Below are 24193 nucleotides of genomic sequence, written 5' to 3' on the forward strand. Positions count from 1 at the left end.
GTGCATAATGCAAAAAATCGTACTAACGATCAATATTTGAACAGTAAAAGCCAACGCACAAACAGCACATTTGGTTTTTTGCCGACACATAATCCAACGCTGAAAAAACCAAAAGAGCTGTTTCGTACCAACGCTCACTTAGATTTATCATTATGAGTAGACTTCAAACAATAGAAAACCAACTTAAAGCAATAAATGGAGCAGTATTTCAAGAACTCTGTGATAGCTATTTAACAATTAGAAATAAAAAATATTCTGGATTATCAAGAATTGGAAGTCAAACTGGAAAACAAAAAACTACAAGAGGCACTCCTGATTCGTTTTTTCTACTACCCAACGGAAATTATCTTTTTGTAGAAACCACAACCGATATAAGTACCAAAAACAAATTATCTAACGATATACTAGCCTGCTTTGATTTTAAAAAGACTAAAATACCAATAAACAAAGTAGAAGAAATAGTTATGTGTATCAATTGGAATATTGATCAAAAAGAAATATTAAAACTAAATAAATTAGTAAAAAGACATAATAATAATGTAATCATTAGCTTTGTTATGCTACAAGAATTAGCTATAGAACTTCACTTAAATCACAGAGATTTAGCACATAGCTATTTAGGCTTACCTCTAGATACAGGTCAGATAGTTTCAATTGAAAACTTTATTAAGGAATATGATAGAGCTTCAAAAGGAATTGCTACTCCTTTAAACAACACCTTTTTACATAGAGAAACAGAATTAAAACAGCTAAGTACTGCAATAGATAGTCACGACTTCATAATTCTTACAGGAGCACCAGGAGTTGGTAAGACAAAATTAGCGATTGAAACTATTAAAGAATATTTAGTGAATAATGATTCGTTCCAAGCATATTGTGTATCATATAAAAATCATACACTACTAGATGATTTGTATCAATATTTTGACGTAAACAAAGATTATTTACTTTTTGTTGATGATGCTAACAGAATTGACGCATTTGAACAAATAACAGGCTTTTTTAAAGCCTACAGAAAAGGTAAACTTAAAATAATAATAACGGTAAGAGATTATGCATTCCAAGAAATTGGGCGTAAATGTCAAGAGTTTTCAACTCAAAAAGTAGACTTGCTCAAGCTTACAGATGAACAAATTATTGATATAATAAAATCTGAGCCATTTGAAATTTTAAATTCAAATTATTATGATAAAATAGTAAGAATTTCTGAAGGTAATCCAAGATTAGCAATTATGATTTCTTTATACGCTAAAGAAGTTAATAACCTAGATGCTTTAAATGATGTTTCCGATTTATTTGAGAAGTATTTTTCAACATTCATAAAAGATGATGGTGAATTTGAAAATTCTTTAAACATTAGATGTCTTGGAATTATTTCATTCTTTTATACTATTCCATATAAAAATAAAGAAGTAACCGAATCAATTCTCGATAAATTTGAAATATCATACAATGATTTTATAGATACAATTGATAAGCTTGACAAGTTAGAATTAGCAGAAATTCAATTTGAACACGTAAAAGTTCCAGAACAAAATCTTGCTACATTTTTCTTTTACAAAGCATTTATAAAAGATGATTTACTCTCGTTTCAAATCCTTTTAAATAACTATTTTGAAAACTATCAAAATAGATTTACAGATAGTATAATCCCAGCTAATAATACGTTTGGTCCACAAAACGTAATGGTCAAGATAAAACCAAAATTAATTAATTATTGGAATCTGATTAAAGATGATGGAGAAGATACATTAGGTTTTCTAAAATCGTTTTGGTTTTACCTTCAAAACCAAACTTTAGAATTTGTATATGAGTATATAGAAACTTTACCAAGAATTGAAGAAAATAAATATGATACTACTTATGAAAACAATCAATTCACTTATGACAAGGATAATATTATAGAACTAGTCGGCAATTTCTTTCGCCTTAATAGTAATTATCTTAAAGACTCAATTGAATTATTATTTGAATATGTATCTCGACAACCCGAAAAACTACCTGAACTTATTCATAAAATAAGGGAATTACTAATCTTTGATAGAGATGATGAACGATTTAATTTTTATAGACAAAATACCCTTTTCGATATTTTAATAGAAGGCATAAATAAAGGAGATGAATTACTTTCAATATCATTTTTTGAACTTGCTAAAACTTTTCTTTCTCATTCATTCCAGCAATTCAAAGGAGGAAGAAATAACAGCTTTATTCATTACCAATACCCAATTCCAAATAATAAAATTATCCAAGAGTTTAGAATAAGAATATGGGATGTTTTAGGTAATAATTTTGTATCTCGTCCCGAAATATCTTTTAAACTACTTTGCAGTTATTCACGAGTTTATCCAGATGTCAATAAAGAAATAATGGAATTCGACATTCCGTTTATTTTAAACATTATTGATAAACACTTAAAAATTGAAAACTTTGAGCATTGTAAATATGTACAAAATCAGATAAGATGGTTTAAACGACACGACCTTGATTTAGAAGAGTTTACTAATTTGACGAATAGATTTGTCAACGATACTTACTTTACATTCCTAAAAATAGATTGGGATAGATTTAGAGATAAAGAAATGTATGAATTTGATGATTTTCGTGAGTATGAAAGATTAAAAGAGGCAGAAATAAGAACTTCATTTATATTGACCACTACTGATGATATAAATAAGTTTTACGTCACTTTTATACTTTTAAGAAATACAGCAAAGAATAACTACAATTACAACAACGCTCTTGAGTTTATCATTGATGAAAATTGCTCAATAGATTTTGATATTGGGATTAATTTACTCAACATAATCATTGAAAAAGAAAATGAAATCAGTTATATCCCGAGAACTGTTTTTAGAAATCAATTAAATACTGACATTAAAGCAAAACGATTTTGGGAAATTATTCAATCCAAGGAGTTTGACTTAAAAGAACGTTGGGAATTATCATTTTACGATTATTTAGACGATTCATTGATAACCAATGAATTTTCTAAAGCACTAATCTGTACGATAAAAAAAATGACTGGTTCCAATACTATCCACTTTGATAGGCTAGAACGTTTTCTTTCAGTAGAACCAAACTTGTTTCAAATAATTTTAAAAACTATTACCGAAAAAAACGAAAAAGAGAATACAAGAGTACAGGTTTGGATGGATTTCTTTAGCAAGCACTTTAATAATCTAGGAAAAGACATTGAGTTAATAAAAAAGGCATATAAACAACAAATCTTTATTCAAAATGATTTTGATTATCAAGGAAAAGGTATTTTAGAAATATTGAAAATTGATAAAAATTTCTTGATTGAATTTGTTGATAGTTTATATTTAGAATCAGACAGACGTAGTCTTAGTGCTGAAAATAGCGATATGAGCTATATTTGGAATATTGATGATATAGAAAATACATTAATTTCGGTATTTGATTTAGTAATCAAAAAGGATTTATATTTCGGAATAAATGAACATTTTTGTAACTCCTTCTTTAGAAATTTAAAGGAAGAGTATAAAGAAAAAGCAAATAATTTTATTAAAAACTATGTAATTAAAAACAATGGAAGTTATAGTAAAATGCAAGTAATTGCTGATATAATTAGACATTCCAGAAAAGAAATTTTCGAAGAAATATTCAAACTATATATTATACAGAATCAGGATAAAGAAGATTTTAGCAAGTTGCTATGGCGAGATAGTGTTAGAACTTATTCTGGTAATGTGAATATTGGCGATGTAAATGCATCAGAATGGAGAAACCTTTTATCAATTGTAAATGAATTAAATCTGGGGATAAAATCGCTTCCTATAAAGAAATATCTTAATGATCAAATTGAATCCTGTTTAATAAGTGCTGATTGGGAAAGAAAACGAAAATTTTTAAGGAAAGGATATTAAATGCCAATACGTAAAGCCATACACATTAGCAATTCGCTACAGCCAACGCTACGCCAAAAATTGCAAAAGAGTATGTCTTTCCAACGCTCACTTCCGAACTAAATAAGAAACACTGGGAATCCAAGTTGAACGTGAAATCACTATGCACAACAGCCGTTTGGCAAGATTGCGAATTTTGTGGTAAATACATGTTTACGTTTCGCAAGAAATTTCATCTTTAACGGAAAATAAACGGTTACGAACTTCGATCCAACTCAAAGCGCCAAAACGTTAGCAGAAACCGTAAGGAAAATTGTGTAATACAACAAACCATAAATTATGAAGAAAATTATAATTTTACTAGTCATTGTACTAAATTTTGGCTGTTCAAATGATTCAATAATTGAAAAAAATACTGAATTAATCGAAAATCCAAATAAAATCGATTTAAAAATAAGTGGATTGAATTCAAATGAGAATATTGTGGGAATTAGTTCGTATTTTAGTTGTGATAGAGATTTGAACGTTACAGTAACATCGAAAAGAAATTTTGTAACAGATGATCTGATAGTTATGAACCTTACAAAAGATGGTACATTAAAATCCGTTTATTTTGTAGACAAGAGCGGACATTCTCGTCAAGATTATTACTCTCCTGATTTTATTCCATCTTCAACAATAACAATTTCTGAATTTGAATTTATAGATAACACAAAACTTAAATTTAAGTTTTCGGGACAAGTTTTTAAAAAGAAACATAGTTTGTTGGAACCAAATGAAACTATGACTATTGAGGGTACTGTCGAAATTAAAAAATTTATAGACAATCAGTGTAATACTTTTGTAAACTATATGACTTTGAATAATGACATAAAATTATCAAATATTAGCAGAATAAATCAAAATGATCAGCAGAATGCAATTGTAAGCTATGAAGGAACATCATTAAATGGCTATAACATTGTATTAAAAAATTTTAAACAAAATTTAACGGAAATGCCATTAGGAACTTATTCCTTTTCAAACAATTCAATAAATGAAAAAATTGAGTTTAGAAAATATATTGGGTTACCGAAATCTTTTTCGACGAGTTACCTAATTCCATCTGACTGGATTTTATACGAAACGCAAGGCAGTTTTACTATTGTTGAAAAAACTAAAATTAATGGTTTTGAAGTAGTAAAAGTTAAGCTTAATTTTACTGCATCACATAATGGAGTAATCGAATACACTATAAATAATGCTGACTTTATTACAGCGTACTAAAACGGCTATCTGCCAACCTCCATTATGAGCTAGCTGGAATTTAGTGGAATTATAGTTTCGCATCACGTTTTCGTTAAGCCGAAAACTGAGCGGTTACGAAGTTCCAGCCATCTCGAAGCAGCAAGACGTTACCCGCGATAATAACCCGAGAAACCTTATTAATGGCTAAAGCTAAAAAGACAGAAGTAGAAATTTCATAAGTGTCTAAAAAATCTGATGTACTTAAACCTAAAGTAACAAAACTGCCAACTAGAAAAACTAATACACAATTAATAAGTGAAAATTCCCTCTAAAGACAACCACCTAGGATTATACCATGCGTTGATCATCATTTTACCTTACATTTTTATAACTGGGATTCTACAACTTACAGGAGCCTATTTGATCGACTATGATATTATGGCGCAACCTAGAGTTGCTAAAACAGAGTTTCAATCGCTAATCATACAAGCTTGTACAACTATCGGATCTGTAATTACTGCTGTACTAATGCTCAAAAATAAAAGCATAAAATCCTTCATAGCTGTTGGTTTTCAAAACATAGCACTAAAAAATGACCTTATGCTGGGGCTGTTAACGGGGTTTATTATTATGTTAGTCGGTTTTTTGACCCTGTATTTTACAAACCAGATTCACTATGAGTCTTATGACTTTGATGCGATCAAATTATTGATCAGTTTTGTTACTTTCGTTCTTGTTGCCTTGTCCGAAGAGCTATTGTGTCGCGGTTTCATGCTGAATAATCTCATGAAATCCTATAACAAATATGTTGCCTTAATCCTATCATCAGCCCTTTTCAGTTTGATACATATTGCAAATCCCTATATTTCGACGCTCAATCTAATAGGTCTTTTTGTTGCTGGCCTACTCCTTGGTATCTCCTACATCTATACCGGCCGATTGTGGTTTCCTATTGCCTTACATTTTAGTTGGAACTTTTTTCAAGGCAGTATTTTTGGATTTAATGTTAGTGGGATTAATAATTATTCGCTAATAAACACCCATTTATCTAGCTCTAATTTATGGAATGGAGGTGATTTTGGTTTTGAAGGCTCCATTCTATCCGTTGTATTTCAAATTATTGCAATTTATTTTGTAGCTAGACATTACCAGCAGGAACCTAGCAGCCTTTAAAATCTTTGCTTTGCTTTGCTAAAAAAATGCCAACTGCCTTTATTTCAATACTCCTTTTTGATTCAATTATTCTGCATTATATTATTACTATTTATCCCCTTTGTAATTAGCCTAAAAAGAAAAATAAATGGTAATTTAGTACTAGATTTATAATTCAATCTCAAAAACAAACCGAGATGACACCCATAAAAATCGCAGTCACTGATCAGGAAATAAGAATGTGCTGGGAAGCTTTGTTCTTATTAAGACCCATGCTACAGCCCGAAACTTTTGTAGAGCAAATTAAAGAAATGCAAAAAGAAGGCTACGTCCTCTTGTATCTTTTTGAGGATAACAAAGTAGTTTCAATTGCTGGCTATCGCATATTTACTATGTTGTACTGTGGTAAAATCTTGTACATCGATGATTTATCCACTTTAGAGTCTGTAAGAGGAAAAGGCTATGCCTCTAAATTGCTCAACCATTTGTATGAAGTAGCTGCAGCTCAGGATTGCAAAGCGGTACATTTGGATAGTGGCCATCTAAGAACCACAGCACACAAACTGTACCTCAAAGAAGATTTTACGATCAGTGCGTTTCATTTTAGCAAACCCATTGGATAAGATAATTTGCGCTCGTTGCCCACTTTTTTAACCGCTGCACTAACTGTAGCGACAAAGGATTTTAAAAAGCAATTAAAACGCGCTGTTCAATATCAAGTTAAGAAATAATAATAATAATAATAATAATAATAATAATAATAATAAAGGGATTCATGAATCACAAAGCCAAATCTATTCGTCCTTTCATTGGAGCTAAAAATTATGACATTTCACGTAATTTTTATCGAGATCTAAATTTTAAAGAGATTGTATTAGCACACAATATGTGTTATTTTGAAGCAGATGGTTTGGGTTTTTATTTGCAAGACTATTACGCAAAAGAGTGGGTTGATAATACGATGATTTTTATGGAGGTAGATGATGTGAACCGCTATTATAAAGAATTAGAAGCCTTAGCACTTCCTTCAAAGTACGACAATGTAAAACTTATTCCGGTGCGCATACAAGATTGGGGAAAAGAATGTTATTTGATCGATCCATCAGGTATTTTGTGGCACTTTGGAGAATTCATTTGACAGTATTGGTGTGTTTCCATAATTTAAAAAAGGAATCAGCTAAATAAAGTACTAACTACAAAAATACACCCGCGGAAATAAACCAATCAAGCTTTGATGATTTTTCAAATAACCAGATTATTCGTTATTAAGAGTATCAAAAATATAAAAACTAAAAATCCCTCTTGAAATAAAACAAGAGGGACTTCTATATATCCTCATTTTTAAAACAAACGTTCTAAAATTTAAACCTTTAAAAAACTTTAAACAAATTTAAACTATGAAGCTTTGAAACTCTGAAACTTCAAACAAACTTAAACTTCAAACAACTTTAAACTTTAAACAATTTTAAACTTTTAAAAAACCTTAAACTCTGAAACAACGCTACCCCTCTTCTTCCTCCGTCAAATGTGACTTAGAATACCCTCTCCATTTCTCGATACAATCCTGGAAATCTTGTGGCAGTTCTGTATCAAAACGCATCATTTCTTTAGTAGTAGGATGAACAAAGCCTAAGGTTTTAGCGTGTAAGGCTTGTCTTGGCAACACTTTAAAACAGTTGTCAATAAATTGCTTGTATTTAGTAAATGTAGTTCCTTTTAAAATCAAATGACCACCGTAACGCTCGTCATTGAATAAAGGATGCCCTATGTGCTTTAAATGCGCTCTAATTTGGTGTGTACGTCCTGTTTCCAGTTGGCACGAAATCAAAGTAACATACCCAAAACGTTCTAAAACTTTGTAATGAGTTATAGCAGGTTTTCCAATTTCTGGATCGGCAAAAACAGCCATTTGCATGCGGTCTTTCAAGTGACGTGCTAAGTTACCTTCTATCGTTCCTTTGTCTTCAGCCACATTTCCCCAAACCAAAGCCACGTATTCTCTTTCAGAGGATTTGGCTTCAAATTGTTTGGCTAAATGTGTCATCGCCGCTTCGGTTTTAGCGATTACTAATAATCCCGAAGTGTCCTTATCAATACGGTGTACTAATCCAGGACGCTCACTGCTGTTCATTGGCAAATTATCAAAGTGATGTGCCAGCGCATGCACTAAGGTACCGGTATAATTTCCGTGACCGGGATGTACAACCATTCCAGGCTCTTTATTGATCAACAACAAAGCATCATCTTCATAAACAATATTCAACGGAATATCTTCTGGAATAATATGGTTTTCGTAAGGTGGATGCGTTAACATCACACGCACTACGTCCAAAGCTTTAACCTTATAATTTGATTTTACAGTGGCATCATTGACAAAGATATTTCCGTCGTTAGCCGCTGTTTGTATTTTATTTCGGGTGGCATTTTGAATCAATCCCATTAAATATTTATCAATTCGCAAAGGCGTTATACCTTTAGGAACTTCAAATTTAAAATGTTCGTATAATTCTTCTTCTAAGTCATTCGACTCTACATTATTGTTCATTTGGCATTTCTTCAATTGGATTAGCAATACTATCCGTTCTTATATCTTCTTCATAACTCGCTTTTCCATCTCCTAAAACCAAATCAATTTTAGATGATTTTAAAACCTTATCACCTGCTTTGATGTTTCTTCCTTTGTAACGCATCTCCAGCACCATGTCTTTACCTAAATTAGGAATATAAGTAATGGTTCCTTCTTCCAGTCCTAATGCTTTTAAAGTAGGTACCGCTTCACGATAAGTTTTCTCAATTAAATCCGGAATGGTCACTGAGGAGAATCCTGAACTATTGATTTTAATATATACTTTTCTACCCACTTTAACCTTTGCTCCTGGCAATGGATCTTGTTGTACAACACTATATTTAGGATAATCACTTTGGTAATCCATACTGTCAAGCAACACATAATCAAGGTCTAAACCATCTAATTTTTCTTCCACTTGCTCTTCTGTCAATTTACTTAAATCAGGAACCACGATTTCATTTCCGTGATCTGTGGTAAAGGTCAACCAGTGCATAAACAAATAGCCCAAAACGGCAAAAATCAATACGGCTAGAAAAACTTGTATTAAAAACACTCGGCTAGTAAGGTACTTACGTAAACTCATAAATTTATTTTTATAATAGGGCAAAGATATAGCTTATTCGTTTCAAAAAAAATGATAATTTTGTTTAAGCAAAAAATAGGCTTTTATATTAGAAGCTATTTCCCGCTATTCGCTTGTATCTTTTCTTTTTTAAAGAAAAAAAGAAAAGGATACCGCTGCTATCGGGGCTAGAAAAAGAAAGACGATACTTCCGCATAGTAGTTATCACTATGTAAACATTAAACTATAGTAAATGAAAAATATTGCCATTATCATGGGCGGCTATTCCAGCGAATATAAAATATCCTTAATCAGCGGTAACGTTGTATATCAATTCCTAGATCAAACAAAATATAAAGGTTATCGCGTTCACATCTTCAAAGAAAAGTGGGTGTATGTTGACGATAAGGAAACGGAGTATCCTATTGATAAAAATGATTTTTCAGTAGTCGTTAACGGTAACAAAATCGTTTTTGACTGTGTTTTTAACGCCATTCATGGGACACCGGGGGAAGACGGACTGATGCAGGCCTATCTCGAATTACTAGAAATTCCGCAAACATCTTGTGATTATTACCAGGCCGCACTTACCTTCAATAAAAGGGATTTTCTCTCTGTATTAAAACCATACGGAATAAAAAGTGCGACTTCGTATTACCTAAACAACGGGGACGAAATACTAACTCAAGAAATTGTGAATAAAGTCGGTTTGCCTTGTTTTGTTAAACCCAACAAAGCGGGTTCTAGTTTCGGAATTTCAAAAGTAAAAACCGAAGCCGAACTTCCTATCGCCATTGAAGTCGCTTATCAAGAAGACAACGAAATTATCATTGAGAGTTTCTTAGATGGAACAGAAGTAACTGTAGGTGTCATTAATTATAGAGAAGAAATAATCGTGTTACCGATCACCGAAATCGTTTCTGACAATGACTTCTTTGACTACGAAGCTAAATATCTAGGAAAATCACAGGAAATCACCCCTGCCAGAATCTCTGAAGAGATGACTAAAAAAGTGGGAAATATTGCAAAGCGTGCCTATGAATTGCTTAAAATGAAAGGCTTCTCTAGAACCGAGTTCATTATTGTAAATGACGAGCCGTTTATGCTAGAAATGAATACGATTCCAGGTTTAACACCAGAGAGTTTAATACCACAACAAGCAACTGCTGCCGGGATTTCATTAGAAGATTTGTTCTCTAATGCCATCGAACTGGCTTTAAAAAAATAAACCATGAAAGACATCTTTGAATGGAGTCGCGTTTTGTTTAATGACCTGCCCGAAATCTTTCTTTTTGAGGTAATTTTTAGGTCCACCATTATGTTTATCGTTTTACTGTTAACGTTAAAAATTGCTGGTAAAAGAGGGGTCAAACAACTTTCGGTTTTTGAAACGGTAATCATTATTGCCTTAGGATCAGCAGCTGGTGATCCCATGCTTTATGAAGATGTAGGTATCCTGCCAGCAATAACCGTTTTTGTGGTGATCATCCTCTTGTATCGATTGATTACTTGGTTAGCGGCAAAGAACAAATTTTTTGAAGAATTTATAGAAGGGAAAACGGAGTGTATCATTAATGAAGGCCGCTTTTCTATTACGACGTTTAAAAAAGAAAGTTTAGCACAGGATGAGTTTTTCTCAGAACTGCGCATGAAATCCATTGATCACCTTGGGCAAGTAAAAAATGCTTTTGTAGAAACCAGCGGAGAAATTAGCACCTACTATTATGCAGATGAAGACGTAAAATATGGTCTGCCTATTCTACCGCATTTATTCAATGCAAAAAGTAAAAAAATCACCGAAAAAGGCATCTATTCCTGTACATTTTGCGGTCTCACCGAAGAAAAGGAGACTGGAACAGCACGCTGCGAACATTGTAAAAGACAAGAATGGGTAAAATCAATTAAAACGACCCGCATAACCTAAAACAAATTTATTATTCTAAATTTGAATATCAAGATACAAAACCATGAGAAAAGCCATATTTCCTGGATCATTTGACCCGATAACCCTTGGACATGAAGACATCATTAAAAGAGGAATTTCTTTATTTGATGAGATTGTCATTGCCATCGGAGTCAATGCCGAAAAGAAGTACATGTTCCCACTAGAAGAGAGAAAACGCTTTATAGAGGAAACTTTTAAGGACGAACCTAAAGTGACCGTGATAACTTATGAAGGCTTAACCATTGATTTGTGCCACCGCATTAAAGCCGATTTTATTTTACGTGGTTTGCGCAATCCTGCCGACTTTGAATTTGAAAAAGCCATAGCACACACTAACCGACACCTGTCTAAAATAGAAACCGTATTCTTGCTGACCGCTGCCAGAACCTCTTATATCAGTTCTAGTATTGTTAGAGATGTGATTCGCAATGGAGGTGAATACCAAATGCTGGTTCCAAAAGCAGTACGCATTAAATAACTTCTTGGTAGCGTTTGTCAAAAGCTATAAATCAGCAATAGCTTGCAGGGCGTAGCTATTAAACGTATTTTCGCAAAATCATAATAAATGCAACAATGAGTATAGAAAGAGAATTAAGCAAACGTAGTGGGTCTAAATGTGAATTATGCGGTGCCACAGAAAACCTAAAAGTATATCAAGTACTTCCAACACAAAAAGGCGGAATTGATGAAGCTATTATGGCTTGTGGCAGCTGTATTGATCAAATTGAAAACCCAGGTAATGAAGATCTAAACCATTGGAGGTGTTTAAACGATAGTATGTGGAGTGAGCACACTGCAGTTCAAGTAGTGGCTTGGAGAATGTTAAGCCGTTTGCGCTCTTCAGGATGGCCACAGGAATTGTTAGAACAAATGTATTTTGACGATGACACCCTTGCGTGGGCACAAGCTACAGGCGAAGGTGAAGAGGACGAAAACAAAATCGTTCACAGAGACAGCAACGGCGTAATTCTGGAAACAGGTGACTCTGTAGTTTTAATTAAAGACTTAAAAGTAAAAGGATCTAGTATGGTTGCAAAGCAAGGAACTGCAGTTCGCAACATACGCTTAGACCATGAAAACGCTGAATACATTGAAGGTAAAGTGGATGGACAAACCATTGTTATTATTACACAATACGTGAAGAAAACCTAATATTCAGTAAGTAATATTCATTTTTTTTAGTGTTCAGACTTGTTCTGTCGATAGAAAAAAGGATCAACGAATAGCTTAAAATATAAAATCGTTAACAGTAAAATAGATTTACCGTTAACGATTTTTTTTATTGCTTTAAAGGAGCCAATGATGACCATTTTCAAATTAAAGACTGATCATTTTTTAACGGGAACACAGAACACTAGTCCTCCTCTTTTTTAATTACTTTTCTAGCCACTTCAATTTTAAACTTTTTGCCTTTCATTTTCTGATCTCTGACATTTTGCAACAAGTCTTTTACTTTGTTGAATTTTACCGCTGCAAAAGAGATAAAATCTTTTACTTCAATCAAACCTAAATCGCCTTTTTCTAATTGTCCCTTTTGAGAAAAGAAACCTACAATATCAATTTTATTTAATTTGTTTTTCTTTCCACCACTAATATAAATGGTCTGAAATTGCGGTGGCTTAGGCAAATTAGTAGCCGTGTCAACTTTTAAAACAGGCATACCGTAATCGATATAATCCATTTTTTTCTCACTGTCGTGAGCAATGATATAAGCAGTTCCCGAAGCTGTCATACGTGCTGTACGTCCGTTTCTATGGGTAAATTCATCTTCCTTTGATGGCAGATGATAATGGATAACATGATTCATCTCAGGAATATCTAAACCACGAGCCGCTAAGTCCGTAGTGATTAAATAGCTCACACTACCATTTCTAAACTGGATTAAAGCACGCTCACGCTCATCCTGATCCATACCGCCATGGTAATAAGTAGCATAAATCCCTTTTTCATTCAAAGTATCACTAATGCGTTCTGCTGCATCACGATGGTTGCAAAAAACAATAGCCGATTCCGATTTTAAAGAACAAATCAAGTTGAACAAACTTCCTATTTTATCTTTTTCCTTAGAAACCACTAATTTCATAGCCAGATTACTCTCTAACTCATGCTCCGGAATAAAATCTAAAATCGTAGGGTTGACCACACGGGTATATCTCGGAATCTCAATATCAGAAGTAGCCGAAACTAAAACACGTTTGTTAAGTTTGCTTAATTTTCCAATGATAAAAGACATTTGCTCATGGAATCCCAATTGCAATGACTTATCAAATTCATCCAATATCAATGTTTGAATCTTATCTACTCTAAAAGTTCCTCTATCAATATGGTCAGCAATACGCCCCGGCGTTCCTATTAAAACAGCTGGAGGGTTGCTTAAATTTTTAATTTCGGTATCGATGGAGTGTCCTCCATAACAAACATTTACTTTGTAATCAGTCCCCATTTTTTTCCAAACCTGCTCAATCTGTACACCTAATTCACGAGACGGAACTAAGATTAAACATTGCACTGATAAAATTTCAGGCTGCAACATCTCTAAAACTGGTAATAAAAAAGCCAACGTTTTTCCTGATCCCGTAGGAGAAAGTAATAAAACATTGTTGTCATTTAAAATAGCATCCTGTGCTACTTCTTGCATTTCGTTTAGGCTTTCGATACCTAAATTCAAAAGTATATTGTTGGAATGGTGTTTCTTATTCATTTTGCAAAAGTAATTAAAAAAATTGGTCAGTCTTCTTTTTTTGTCTTCAGAAGTATTTTGGAGTTATCCTGTCATCACACTTTGAAAATGCCTATAAAAAGCAGTATTTTTGGCTGAGACCAAAAAAACGAACCATGAGATATTTTACCCTTTGCTTTTTATTCGCTCCTTTACTACTGTTCTCACAAAAAAACAGTGCATACGCTACCGCTTTTGAGAAAGGAAATGGCAATCAAACAGCAACTTACCAACAAACAATTGCTTATTACCAAAGTTTAGCCAAAGCTTTTCCAACTATTCAGATGGAAGAAAAAGGACTCACTGATAGTGGTGAACCACTCCACATCATAACTTTCAATCCCGAAAAGAACTTTAATTTTGATGAGCTTCAAAAAAACAAAACCATTCTTTTAATCAATAATGGCATTCATCCTGGAGAACCAGATGGTATTGATGCTACGATGCAACTGTTTAGGGATTTGGCCTTAGCCAAAATAAAAATTCCAAAAAACACCGTCATAGTAACGATTCCCGTATACAATATTGGTGGCGCTTTAAATCAAAATTCGACTTCAAGAGCAAATCAAGACGGACCTGAGCTGTATGGTTTTAGAGGTAATGGCCGCAACTATGATTTGAACCGTGATTTCATCAAGTCAGATACGCGCAACAGTAAAAGTTTTGCCAGCATATACCACCAGATCAATCCAGATGTTTTTATTGACAATCATGTAAGCAATGGAGCTGATTACCAATACGCACTTACCTACATCATGACGCAGCACAACAAACTGGGAGGTACATTAGGCAATTTTTTAAGTGGAGAAATGACGCCTGCCATTGTCAAAGATTTGCAGCAAAAAAAGATAGAAATGACTCCTTATGTCAATGCTTTTAGCGAAACTCCAGATCATGGCTTTGCTCAGTTTTTTGATAGTCCACGCTATTCTACAGGCTACACTTCCCTATTCAATACGTTAGGTTATGTAGTAGAAACCCATATGCTAAAAAAATATGCTGTTCGTGTAAAAGCGACTTATGAATTCATGCTAAGCACCATTAATTTTATTGATCAAAATCATTTAAAAATAAAGCAATTACGTTTAGAGAATGAGAAACAGTACCATCCTAATGAAAAATACAGCCTATTGTGGGAAATAGACACGGTTAAACAAAGTCAATTTTCGTTTTTAGGATTTGAAGCCGCCTACAAAAAGAGTGAAGCAACAACGGGAAGTCGCTTGTATTATGATAGAAGCAAGCCTTATAAAAAAGACATTCCTTATTTTAAAGAGTACAAAGCCACTACTACAATAAACATTCCAGAGGCATATATTATCTCTAAGGCTTTCTGGAATATTATTGACTTATTAAAAAACAATAACATCCAGCTGACGCAATTAAAAAAAGACACAGTAATCTCAGTTGAAGGTTATCGAATAGCAGACTACAAAACGGCTAGCAACGCTTACGAAGGCCATTTTTTACATCGAAATACAAAGGTAATTACTGAGAAAAGCAATAAGGCTTTTGCCAAAGGAGATTATGTGGTGGGTACCCAACAAAAAGGGGTTAAATATTTATTAGAAACGTTAGAGCCAGAAGGAATTGACTCCTTTTTTAACTGGAACTTTTTTGATACCATGTTACAGCAGAAAGAAGGCTATTCTGACTATGTTTTTGAAGATACTGCTGCACAACTACTCAAAGACAATCCGGCAATAAAAGCGGCATTAGAACTGAAAAAAAATACTGACGCTGCCTTTGCAAAAAGCCCAGAAGCACAATTGGACTGGATTTATAAAAACTCTGTCTATTATGAAAAAGCACATATGCAGTATCCTATTTACCGCATAGTGAATTAAATAGGCTTTGACTAAAAAATTAAGGGCTGCTAATCTTTGCGATTCGCAGCCCTTCTTTTATGTTATAGTCTTCACAAAATGTTTATGCTTGTACTTTTTCTTCTTCAAATAATAATTTAATATTTTCATAAGAATTTTTTAGCGCTTCCGGAATGTCGTTTGGATCAATCCAAGCTACTTTTTCAATTCCTTCCTCCAGTTGTCCTTGTGGCGTTCCTTCAAAATCAGAGTGCATTTCAAACCAATGCGTGACTTTTAACTTATGTCGGCCATTGCGTTTAAAAATGTGATAGGTTTTTTGAAGTTTCTTGATAATACGCAATTGATTTACGCCTGTTTCTTCTTCTACCTCTCTCATCGCGGTTTCTTCAATAGTCTCCCCTTTTTCAATTCCACCTTTAGGCAAATCCCATTTTCCATTCCTAAAAATGAATAAGACTTCTCCTTTTTTATTGTACACCAAGCCTCCACCTGCTTTATTAACAGGAATTTTTGTTTTCAAAGTCTTCATAATTTCCTTCTCATCAGGATGATAGAGAGAGGCCTTCTGAATTTTATTTTGAAACATTTTTACGATAAGCTGCTTGATATCAATACTTTCTAACAAAAATAATTGAAAATCTGTTTCCTTTGAGATTTTATTTGTCAAAAAAAGTGGTTTGTCGTTCACAAAAACTTTATACATTTGTACTATGATTTTTAATAAAGATACTGCCGAAAAAACAGCCGAATTGCTTTTGCAAATAAATGCAATTAAATTGAATCCAGGAAATCCTTTTACATGGGCTTCTGGATGGAAATCACCTATTTATTGTGATAACAGGCTAATACTCTCATTTCCACCCATAAGAAATTATGTTAGAGACGAATTTTCTAAACACATTGAGAAACAATTTGGAAAACCAGATGTAATTGCTGGTGTTGCTACTGGAGCAATAGGAATTGGGATGCTCGTTGCAGAAAGCATGGGACTTCCGTTTGTATACGTTCGCCCAGAAGCTAAGAAGCACGGTCGTCAAAACCAAGTGGAAGGTTTTTTACAAAAAGGACAAAATGTGGTTGTTGTAGAAGATTTAATTAGTACTGGTAATAGTAGTTTGAATGCGGTAGAAGCGCTGCGTGCAGCAGGTGCTAATATTAAAGGGATGGCAGCAATTTTTACCTATGGTTTTGATGTAGCTGAACAAAATTTTAAAGACGCTAAACTCGATTTATATACGTTAAGTAACTACCAAAACTTGTTAAACTTAGCTGTTGCTAAAAGTTACATTACGGAGAAAGAAGAAAAAACTTTAAGAGAATGGAGCGTAACTCCTTCTACTTGGGATGTTGAAAAAAAATAAATAAAATAAAAAAATATGAACTTAGAAAGTCCAAAAGTTACTGTTCAAAAATCAGCACCTGAATTATTTAATTTATTGACTGATGTACAAAGTTTTGAAAAATTAATGCCAGATAACATCGCTAAATTTGAAGTCATTGGTGAAGACGCATTTATTTTTGGATTGAAAGGGATGCCTGAGATCAAATTGAAGATGAAAGAAAAAGTAGCGCCAAGCAAAGTAGTATTAGGAGCTGCTAGTGATAAACTGCCTTTCACACTTGTGGCAAACATAGATGCTATTTCTGATAGCTCTAGTGCCGTTAAGTTAGATTTTGAAGGTGATTTTAACCCGATGATGGCCATGATGATCAAAGGACCAATTGGTAAATTCATCGAAACATTAGCAAACAATATGGGTAAACTATAAAACCCATTTCAACAAATAAAAAAACACCCTTTAAGCATTCCTTAAAGGGTGTTTATATTTATGCATCAAGTAGCCTCAGTATAGCATCTGAATTTCTTTAATCGAATATTCACCCACACTATCATCTTCAAGTTGTAATTGTAATTGACCATATTCAGAAACTCCTTGAATAATCCCCATAAAATGCCTTTCGGCACTGTCCTTAAAAGCCATAGGAACGCCTTTTTTAAATAACCGCTGTGTATAATCGCTCCACAACGAGGAAGATTGATTTTGAATCATTCCAATATTTTGCTTCATTTTTTCTACGAGCAGTATTAGTAGTTTTTCCTTAGCAAAATCTTGATTACAAATGACTGCCAAGGAAGAAGCTTTAGGCAAGTTTTCAAAATTCCTCTGGTTGACATTGAGTCCTAATCCTACAATAGAACTCACCGTTCCATCACTCTTAATGCTATTTTCAATTAAAATGCCAGCAATTTTAAAATTGTATGACATAATGTCGTTAGGCCATTTAATGCTTAATTCTGGAATTTCAAGAGATTCCAGTACTTGAGCAACCGCCAAAGCAACTGCAATATTCAAATTGTAGATTTGATTGATATCCGCTAAAAAATCCTTGACAAAAACACTCATTATTAGGTTTTTACCTTGCTCAGAGGACCATACTGATCCCATTTGCCCCTTGCCTTTAGTCTGACTTTCTGCAGTTACTACGGTAAAATTTTCGAGTATTTGCTTATTCGAAAGCCCTTTTAGAAACTCATTAGTAGAATCTATGGCATCGAGTTTGATTAGTTTCATTGACTATAATTTGTGTAACAGAATTTAATATTTTGTTAAGGTTCAAAAATAAACACAAAAAATGGTAACTTTACCAACTTATATAAAAATTTTTCATGGCAAAAAAGACAATAAACAATGATGACTTATTAGCAAACATCATTAAAGGAATAGAAGAAGTAAAAGGAAATGACATAAGTATTCTTGACTTAAGAGAAATAGATCAGGCTGTTTGTGACTATTATGTTATTTGCAATGGTAATTCAAATACTCAAGTAAACGCAATTGTTAACTCTATACAAAAAACAGTTTCTAAAGAATTAAAAGATAAACCTTGGCATGTTGAAGGTTCAGATAATGCGGAATGGGTTCTTATGGATTATGTAAATATCGTAGTTCACGTATTTCAAAAACAAATTAGAGAATATTACAATATCGAAAGTTTGTGGGGAGATGCAAAAATTACTACAATTGAAAACAAATACTAAAGAAAGACACTCATAATGGCTAAAGATAATAATCCAAACCCTAATAAGTTTAAAGTAAGTTCATGGTTAGTTTACACTGCCATTATACTTATTTTCCTTTTCATCAGTTTCATTACAGGAAGTTCTAGTTTATCAGAACCAGCACAATTAAAATCGTCCAACATAGATACTATGTTAAACAAAGGGCAGATTAAAAATGTTATCATTTTTAATAATAAAGATGCTGAAATTTACCTTTCTGAAGCTGGATTGAAAGATCCTGCTAATAAAAAAGTAGCTAAAGATATTTTTGACAGACCTAACAAAGGCCCTCACTATACTACCAAATTTGGTGATCTTAAATCTTTTCAAGAAAAACTAGACAAAGCGAAAGCAGAAAAAAAACTAACTGATTACGATTTCAAAGAAGCGAGCAACTGGTCTGATATTCTTATCAGTTTATTGCCTATCATCATCATTATAGGAGTTTGGATATTCATCATGAGAAAAATGTCTGGCGGTGGCGCTGGAGGTGGTGGTCAAATATTCAACATTGGCAAATCAAAAGCTAAACTATTTGATGAGAAAACAGATATCAAAACTACGTTTAAAGATGTAGCTGGATTAGAAGGAGCTAAAGAAGAGATACAAGAGATTGTAGAATTCTTAAAAAATCCTGAAAAATATACCAATCTTGGTGGTAAGATCCCAAAAGGAGCTTTACTAGTAGGACCTCCTGGAACAGGAAAAACATTGCTTGCAAAAGCAGTTGCAGGTGAAGCACAAGTTCCTTTTTTCTCTTTGTCAGGTTCTGATTTTGTTGAAATGTTTGTGGGAGTTGGAGCATCACGTGTTCGTGATCTATTCAAACAAGCTAAAGAGAAATCGCCTGCTATTATCTTTATCGATGAGATCGATGCTGTAGGTAGAGCGAGAGGAAAAAGCAATATGTCAGGTGGTAATGACGAGAGAGAAAATACATTGAATCAATTACTAACTGAGATGGACGGTTTTGGAACCAACTCGAATGTAATTGTTTTAGCAGCGACAAACAGAGCTGATGTATTGGATAAAGCGTTGATGCGTGCTGGTCGTTTTGACAGACAAATATTTGTTGATTTACCAGATATTCGTGAGCGTGCTGAAATTTTCAAAGTACACTTAGCCCCTTTGAAAAAGGTGGAAGGACTTGATTTAGAATTTTTAGCAAAACAAACACCAGGTTTTTCTGGAGCAGATATTGCTAACGTATGTAACGAAGCAGCATTAATTGCCGCTAGATACAACAAGACCGCAGTAGATAAACAAGATTTCTTAGATGCTGTAGATAGAATCGTAGGTGGATTAGAAAAGAAAAATAAAATCATCACTCCCGAAGAAAAGAAAGCGATTGCTATACATGAAGCAGGACACGCAACCGTTAGTTGGATGTTAGAGCACGCTGCACCTCTTATCAAAGTAACTATTGTTCCTAGAGGACAAAGTTTAGGAGCTGCTTGGTATTTACCTGAGGAACGTCAAATTGTGCGTCCTGATCAAATGCTAGACGAAATGTGTGCAACGATGGGTGGTAGAGCTGCTGAAAAAGTAACTTTTAACCGTATTTCAACAGGTGCATTAAGTGATTTAGAAAAGGTGACTAAACAAGCTAGAGCCATGATCACAATTTATGGTTTGAATGATAAAATAGGTAATGTTACTTATTATGATTCAACAGGACAAAGTGAATACAATTTTTCTAAACCTTACTCTGAAGAAACTGCTAAAGTAATTGATACTGAAATTTCTCTATTAATTGAAGGACAATACCAAAGAGCTATTGCCATATTAGAAGAAAACAAAGATAAATTGAACCAATTAGCCGATATCCTTATCGAAAAAGAAGTTATCTTTAAAGACGATTTAGAAGCTATTTTTGGCAAAAGAACATTTGATGCTAATCTTGATCCAGTAGTGTCTTAATAGCATACCAAATATAATTATTTTTAAAATCTTAATTCAAAAGTCTCTTTTGAATTAAGATTTTTTTATCTTTGGACGTTTACAACTAATATACAAAGTACCCTTACAATATATGAGTCTTTTTAGAAAAATTTTTGGTTCTAGTCTTTCCGCTTCTGAAGAGGAAAATGAGAAGGAAAATAATAGCTCTTCCCCTATTAATGATATGTCTATAGATGAACAGTTTATCTATAATTTCAAGAAAAATGGAGGTAAGTTTTTATACTGCGAAAATTTAGAAGAAGTAAAAGAGCAGTTTGAAAATATATTAGAAGAAAACGACTGGTACGAGAGTGAAGTATTATGTTATGACCCGAAGCTTTTTGGGCTTTTAGACGAAAACAAACTAACGTATGGTAAGTGTACTAATCCAAAATTTCTATTCTCTAGCTGTGAAAACTTAATTGCCGAAGAAGGATCAATCTTATTCTCTTCTAAACAAATTAAGCAACACAAGCCAAACGAGTTACCTACAAATATCGTTATTTATGCTACTACTAGCCAAATCCTGGCGATGAAAAGCGACGGACTAAGTGCTATTAAGAAAAAATACGAGAGGGATTACCCTACCAATATAACAGCAATTAAATATTTTGAAAAAGCAAAAGAGGAAGACTTTACTCAGTATGGTAGTTCTGCCAAAAACCTTTATTTGTTGCTTTTAGAAGATCTTTAAAATGAATGAAACCTTAAAGAGATCTATATCAGGCGCTATTTATATCATTTTATTAATAGCTTCCATACTATATTCTACTGAAAGTTTTTTTATTCTATTTGGTGTATTCTTACTTATTGCTACCGTAGAATTTTGTAACTTAGTACAAATCAATAAAATCGTACCCGTTCTTATTGCTAGTATTTCGTATGCCTTATTTTACCAAATTACCTTTGCTAAAGAAGGAACTTTATACCTGCTGCGTTTTAGCAAAACATTTGATTTAGCCATACTTTTTTCGACACTATTTGTTTTTGCAAAATGTATTCATTTTCTTTTTGATACTAAGGTTTCCAAAATAGATTCCTTTTCAAAATACGTTTATTTAGTTGGCTACATCATATTACCATTTATTATCATCACTAAAATTCCTTTTGGTAAAGATGGGTACAACCCAAAAATATTAATTAGTATTTTTATTTTGATCTGGACCAATGATACCTTTGCTTACATCGTAGGAAAGTCAATAGGAAGAACGAAGTTATTTGAACGGATATCTCCTAAGAAGACCATAGAAGGCTTTATGGGAGGAGTAGTATTTGCAGTAATCATCAGTTATTTGATTGCCATCTATTTCATTGAAATTGCAGAAGAAAAAATATATATTTGGATCATTATTGCTTTAATTGTTGGCGTCTTTGGAACAATTGGTGATTTAATCGAATCTAAGTTTAAAAGAACAGCTGGCGTTAAAGACAGCGGAAAAATAATGCCCGGTCACGGAGGTGTACTAGATCGTCTAGATAGTGTTATATTTGTAGCACCAATTGTATTTTTATTTTATCAAATTTTAAATTATGTTTCATAAAGAAGGAACCAAAACTATCCTATTAGGAATTATTTTCACAGCAGTTGTATTATTAATTTCTGACAATTTAATTGATATCATCTGGCTTAAAAAGGCAATACAAATTAGTGTTTTTTTACTATTGATTATCATTTTACAGTTTTTCAGAAATCCTAAAAGAACTGCAATTACAGATGAAAATCACATTTTAGCACCAGTTGATGGTAAAGTAGTTGTAATTGAAGAAGTGTATGAAGGAGAATACTTCAAAGACAAGCGCTTACAAATATCTATTTTCATGTCACCTATCAATGTGCATGTAACACGTTATGCATTAAGTGGAATTGTGAAATTTAGCAAATACCACCCTGGAAAATTTTTGGTTGCTTGGCACCCAAAAGCCAGTGAAGAAAATGAAAGAACAACAGTAGTAATTGAAAATAATACTTTTGGCGCCGTTTTATACCGTCAAATAGCAGGAGCATTAGCTCGTAGAATTGTAAATTATGCTGAGGAAGGAATGCAGGTTGTTCAAGGAACAGATGCAGGTTTTATTAAATTTGGTTCTAGAGTAGATATATTTTTACCGTTAGGAACACCTATTAATGTAGTTCTTAATCAAAAAGCCATCGGAGGAAAAACGATTATTGCAACAAAGGGATAATGACTGAAAAAGATTTAGATACTAAGTTTCAGGAAGCTGTTGAAAATGCTTCCGAAATGACTCAAGCATCTTTACCGCAAGATGTCCAGTTGCGCCTTTATGCCTATTACAAACAGGCCACCTTTGGCACATTAGAACCTAGACAAACTTCTACCTATCACTTAAGAGATGCATTCAAAACGAATGCTTGGATGCAAATAAGCCACCTAACCGCCAAAGAAGCAAAAGAGCAATATATTGAAATCATTAATTCTATCTTGAAAAAATAGTATTTCTCATGAAAAAGAGCACAATCCTTATTAGCAGTATTTTAGTAGTTACCTTTTTAGTTTCCTGTAAAGACAAAAAATTTACGGAAGTTGTAGAAGTACCCTTACCTACTGCGCAAGAAAAAGTATCTATTGGCTTTCCTGACGATGTCAAAGCTAACCAAGGTTCATTTCAATTAGAGAAGTTAGCTTATCCTTATGACGCTTTAGCGCCTACTGTATCGCCACTAACACTAGAGATGCATTATTCAAAGCATTATTTAACATATACTAATAACCTGAACAAAGCTGTCGCAGGTACCGTGTATGAAAACCAGTCTATAGAAGATATTTTATCCAAATTAGACTTAAATGACGCCGAATTAAGAAACAATGCTGGTGGTTATTACAACCATTCTCTTTATTGGAAATCTATGGCTCCAGAAGCTGGCGGAACTCCAAAAGACACATTGGCTTCGGCAATAAATCGAGATTTTGGTTCTTATGAAAACTTTGTAAACGCATTTAAATACGAAGCTACAAATCAATTTGCCTCTTCATGGGCTTTTGTTGTGGTCGATAAATATGGTAAATTAAAAATTACTAGTTCACCCAACCAAGACAATCCTCTAATGAGAAATGCTGCCGTTCCTGGTACACCGATCTTAGCACTGGATCTTTGGGAACATGCTTATTATTTAGGATACCAATACAGAAGAAGAAATTATATTGATTCCTTTTTTAATGTAATTAATTGGGAACAAGTAGGCAAAAATTACGAAGCTGCACTGCGAAGAAAATACTAGCCTCTCGCTAGACGATATAAAAAAAGCTGATAACTATTATAAATATAGTTATCAGCTTTTTTTTATGATGTCATTATAGTT

24 protein-coding genes are annotated in these 24193 nt (G+C 33.3%); 19 read left to right on the top strand and 5 right to left on the bottom strand.

The window, feature by feature from the left end:
- The first annotated feature begins 152 nt into the window (after window positions 1-152).
- From ACEN2K_RS07530 to ACEN2K_RS07550, 5 genes are all read left to right on the top strand, one after another.
- Window positions 153-3890, top strand: coding sequence for a hypothetical protein (locus tag ACEN2K_RS07530; protein WP_441758716.1), 3738 nt, complete (start codon window positions 153-155; stop codon window positions 3888-3890).
- 318 nt (window positions 3891-4208) lie between these two features.
- Window positions 4209-5135: a hypothetical protein gene (locus tag ACEN2K_RS07535; protein ID WP_441758717.1), complete on the top strand. Its 927-nt coding sequence runs from the start codon at window positions 4209-4211 to the stop codon at window positions 5133-5135.
- A gap of 276 nt (window positions 5136-5411) precedes the next feature.
- Window positions 5412-6269, top strand: a complete 858-nt coding sequence (locus ACEN2K_RS07540) for a CPBP family intramembrane glutamic endopeptidase (protein ID WP_441758718.1) — start codon at window positions 5412-5414, stop codon at window positions 6267-6269.
- Window positions 6270-6445: 176 nt separating this feature from the next.
- Window positions 6446-6871 carry a GNAT family N-acetyltransferase gene (locus ACEN2K_RS07545; protein WP_441758719.1) on the top strand — a complete coding sequence of 142 codons (426 nt, stop codon included), beginning with the start codon at window positions 6446-6448 and terminating at the stop codon, window positions 6869-6871.
- A gap of 152 nt (window positions 6872-7023) precedes the next feature.
- Window positions 7024-7386 carry a glyoxalase gene (locus ACEN2K_RS07550; RefSeq protein WP_441758720.1) on the top strand — a complete coding sequence of 121 codons (363 nt, stop codon included), beginning with the start codon at window positions 7024-7026 and terminating at the stop codon, window positions 7384-7386.
- A 363-nt stretch (window positions 7387-7749) separates the two neighbouring features.
- On the opposite strand, the gene ACEN2K_RS07555 is transcribed toward ACEN2K_RS07550, so the two are convergent.
- Both ACEN2K_RS07555 and ACEN2K_RS07560 read right to left on the bottom strand, forming a co-directional pair.
- Window positions 7750-8793: an RluA family pseudouridine synthase gene (locus tag ACEN2K_RS07555; protein WP_441758721.1), complete on the bottom strand. Its 1044-nt coding sequence runs from the start codon at window positions 8791-8793 to the stop codon at window positions 7750-7752.
- Window positions 8783-9400, bottom strand: a complete 618-nt coding sequence (locus tag ACEN2K_RS07560) for a PASTA domain-containing protein (RefSeq protein ID WP_441758722.1) — start codon at window positions 9398-9400, stop codon at window positions 8783-8785. Before ACEN2K_RS07560 ends, ACEN2K_RS07555 begins: the two co-directional genes overlap by 11 nt.
- 232 nt (window positions 9401-9632) lie before the next feature.
- Here ACEN2K_RS07560 and ACEN2K_RS07565 point away from each other — a divergent pair, with 232 nt between their 5' ends.
- The 4 genes from ACEN2K_RS07565 to ACEN2K_RS07580 all read left to right on the top strand — a co-directional run bounded on the left by ACEN2K_RS07565 (window position 9633) and on the right by ACEN2K_RS07580 (window position 12476).
- A complete protein-coding gene (locus ACEN2K_RS07565; RefSeq protein ID WP_441758723.1) occupies window positions 9633-10607 on the top strand; it encodes a D-alanine--D-alanine ligase in 975 nt (324 codons plus the stop codon).
- Between the two features lie 3 nt (window positions 10608-10610).
- Entirely contained in the window at window positions 10611-11303 is a 693-nt protein-coding gene (locus tag ACEN2K_RS07570; RefSeq protein ID WP_441758724.1) for a DUF421 domain-containing protein, read from the top strand.
- A 43-nt stretch (window positions 11304-11346) separates the two neighbouring features.
- A complete protein-coding gene (gene coaD, locus ACEN2K_RS07575; RefSeq protein WP_441758725.1) occupies window positions 11347-11802 on the top strand; it encodes a pantetheine-phosphate adenylyltransferase in 456 nt (151 codons plus the stop codon).
- A 95-nt stretch (window positions 11803-11897) separates the two neighbouring features.
- Entirely contained in the window at window positions 11898-12476 is a 579-nt protein-coding gene (locus tag ACEN2K_RS07580) for a PhnA domain-containing protein (protein ID WP_441758726.1), read from the top strand.
- A gap of 202 nt (window positions 12477-12678) precedes the next feature.
- On the opposite strand, the gene ACEN2K_RS07585 is transcribed toward ACEN2K_RS07580, so the two are convergent.
- Window positions 12679-14025 carry a DEAD/DEAH box helicase gene (locus ACEN2K_RS07585; RefSeq protein ID WP_441758727.1) on the bottom strand — a complete coding sequence of 449 codons (1347 nt, stop codon included), beginning with the start codon at window positions 14023-14025 and terminating at the stop codon, window positions 12679-12681.
- Window positions 14026-14159: 134 nt separating this feature from the next.
- Here ACEN2K_RS07585 and ACEN2K_RS07590 point away from each other — a divergent pair, with 134 nt between their 5' ends.
- Window positions 14160-15890 (top strand): M14 family metallopeptidase, encoded by a 1731-nt coding sequence (locus tag ACEN2K_RS07590; protein WP_441758728.1) that lies wholly within the window; start codon window positions 14160-14162, stop codon window positions 15888-15890.
- Between the two features lie 82 nt (window positions 15891-15972).
- On the opposite strand, the gene ACEN2K_RS07595 is transcribed toward ACEN2K_RS07590, so the two are convergent.
- Window positions 15973-16575 (bottom strand): NUDIX hydrolase, encoded by a 603-nt coding sequence (locus ACEN2K_RS07595; RefSeq protein ID WP_441758729.1) that lies wholly within the window; start codon window positions 16573-16575, stop codon window positions 15973-15975.
- Window positions 16576-16582: 7 nt separating this feature from the next.
- On the opposite strand from ACEN2K_RS07595, the gene pyrE reads away from it, so the two are divergent.
- Together pyrE and ACEN2K_RS07605 are read left to right on the top strand one after the other, a co-directional pair.
- A complete protein-coding gene (pyrE, locus tag ACEN2K_RS07600; protein WP_441758730.1) occupies window positions 16583-17233 on the top strand; it encodes an orotate phosphoribosyltransferase in 651 nt (216 codons plus the stop codon).
- A gap of 15 nt (window positions 17234-17248) precedes the next feature.
- Window positions 17249-17641, top strand: coding sequence for an SRPBCC family protein (locus ACEN2K_RS07605; protein WP_441758731.1), 393 nt, complete (start codon window positions 17249-17251; stop codon window positions 17639-17641).
- 75 nt (window positions 17642-17716) lie between these two features.
- Here the strand turns inward: ACEN2K_RS07605 and ACEN2K_RS07610 are convergent, their stop codons facing one another.
- Window positions 17717-18445, bottom strand: coding sequence for a biotin--[acetyl-CoA-carboxylase] ligase (locus tag ACEN2K_RS07610; protein ID WP_441758732.1), 729 nt, complete (start codon window positions 18443-18445; stop codon window positions 17717-17719).
- Between the two features lie 95 nt (window positions 18446-18540).
- Here ACEN2K_RS07610 and rsfS point away from each other — a divergent pair, with 95 nt between their 5' ends.
- The 7 genes from rsfS (at window position 18541) to ACEN2K_RS07645 (ending at window position 24112) form a co-directional block, all read left to right on the top strand.
- The gene (gene rsfS / locus ACEN2K_RS07615; protein WP_441758733.1) at window positions 18541-18912 is read left to right on the top strand and encodes a ribosome silencing factor; all 372 of its coding nucleotides are present in this window, start codon (window positions 18541-18543) and stop codon (window positions 18910-18912) included.
- Window positions 18913-18927: 15 nt separating this feature from the next.
- Window positions 18928-20853, top strand: a complete 1926-nt coding sequence (ftsH, locus tag ACEN2K_RS07620) for an ATP-dependent zinc metalloprotease FtsH (protein ID WP_441758734.1) — start codon at window positions 18928-18930, stop codon at window positions 20851-20853.
- Window positions 20854-20965: 112 nt separating this feature from the next.
- Window positions 20966-21568 (top strand): lactate utilization protein B/C, encoded by a 603-nt coding sequence (locus ACEN2K_RS07625; protein ID WP_441758735.1) that lies wholly within the window; start codon window positions 20966-20968, stop codon window positions 21566-21568.
- A 1-nt stretch (window position 21569) separates the two neighbouring features.
- Window positions 21570-22415, top strand: a complete 846-nt coding sequence (locus ACEN2K_RS07630) for a phosphatidate cytidylyltransferase (protein WP_441758736.1) — start codon at window positions 21570-21572, stop codon at window positions 22413-22415.
- A complete protein-coding gene (locus ACEN2K_RS07635) occupies window positions 22405-23058 on the top strand; it encodes a phosphatidylserine decarboxylase family protein (RefSeq protein WP_441758737.1) in 654 nt (217 codons plus the stop codon). Before ACEN2K_RS07630 ends, ACEN2K_RS07635 begins: the two co-directional genes overlap by 11 nt.
- Entirely contained in the window at window positions 23058-23327 is a 270-nt protein-coding gene (locus ACEN2K_RS07640; RefSeq protein WP_441758738.1) for an acyl-CoA-binding protein, read from the top strand. The genes ACEN2K_RS07635 and ACEN2K_RS07640 overlap by 1 nt, the downstream gene beginning before the upstream one ends.
- Window positions 23328-23335: 8 nt before the next feature.
- A complete protein-coding gene (locus ACEN2K_RS07645) occupies window positions 23336-24112 on the top strand; it encodes a superoxide dismutase (protein WP_441758739.1) in 777 nt (258 codons plus the stop codon).
- The last annotated feature ends 81 nt before the right edge of the window (window positions 24113-24193 follow it).

It is taken from the genome of Flavobacterium sp. W21_SRS_FM3 (assembly GCF_052113625.1).
Taxonomy (GTDB): domain Bacteria; phylum Bacteroidota; class Bacteroidia; order Flavobacteriales; family Flavobacteriaceae; genus Flavobacterium.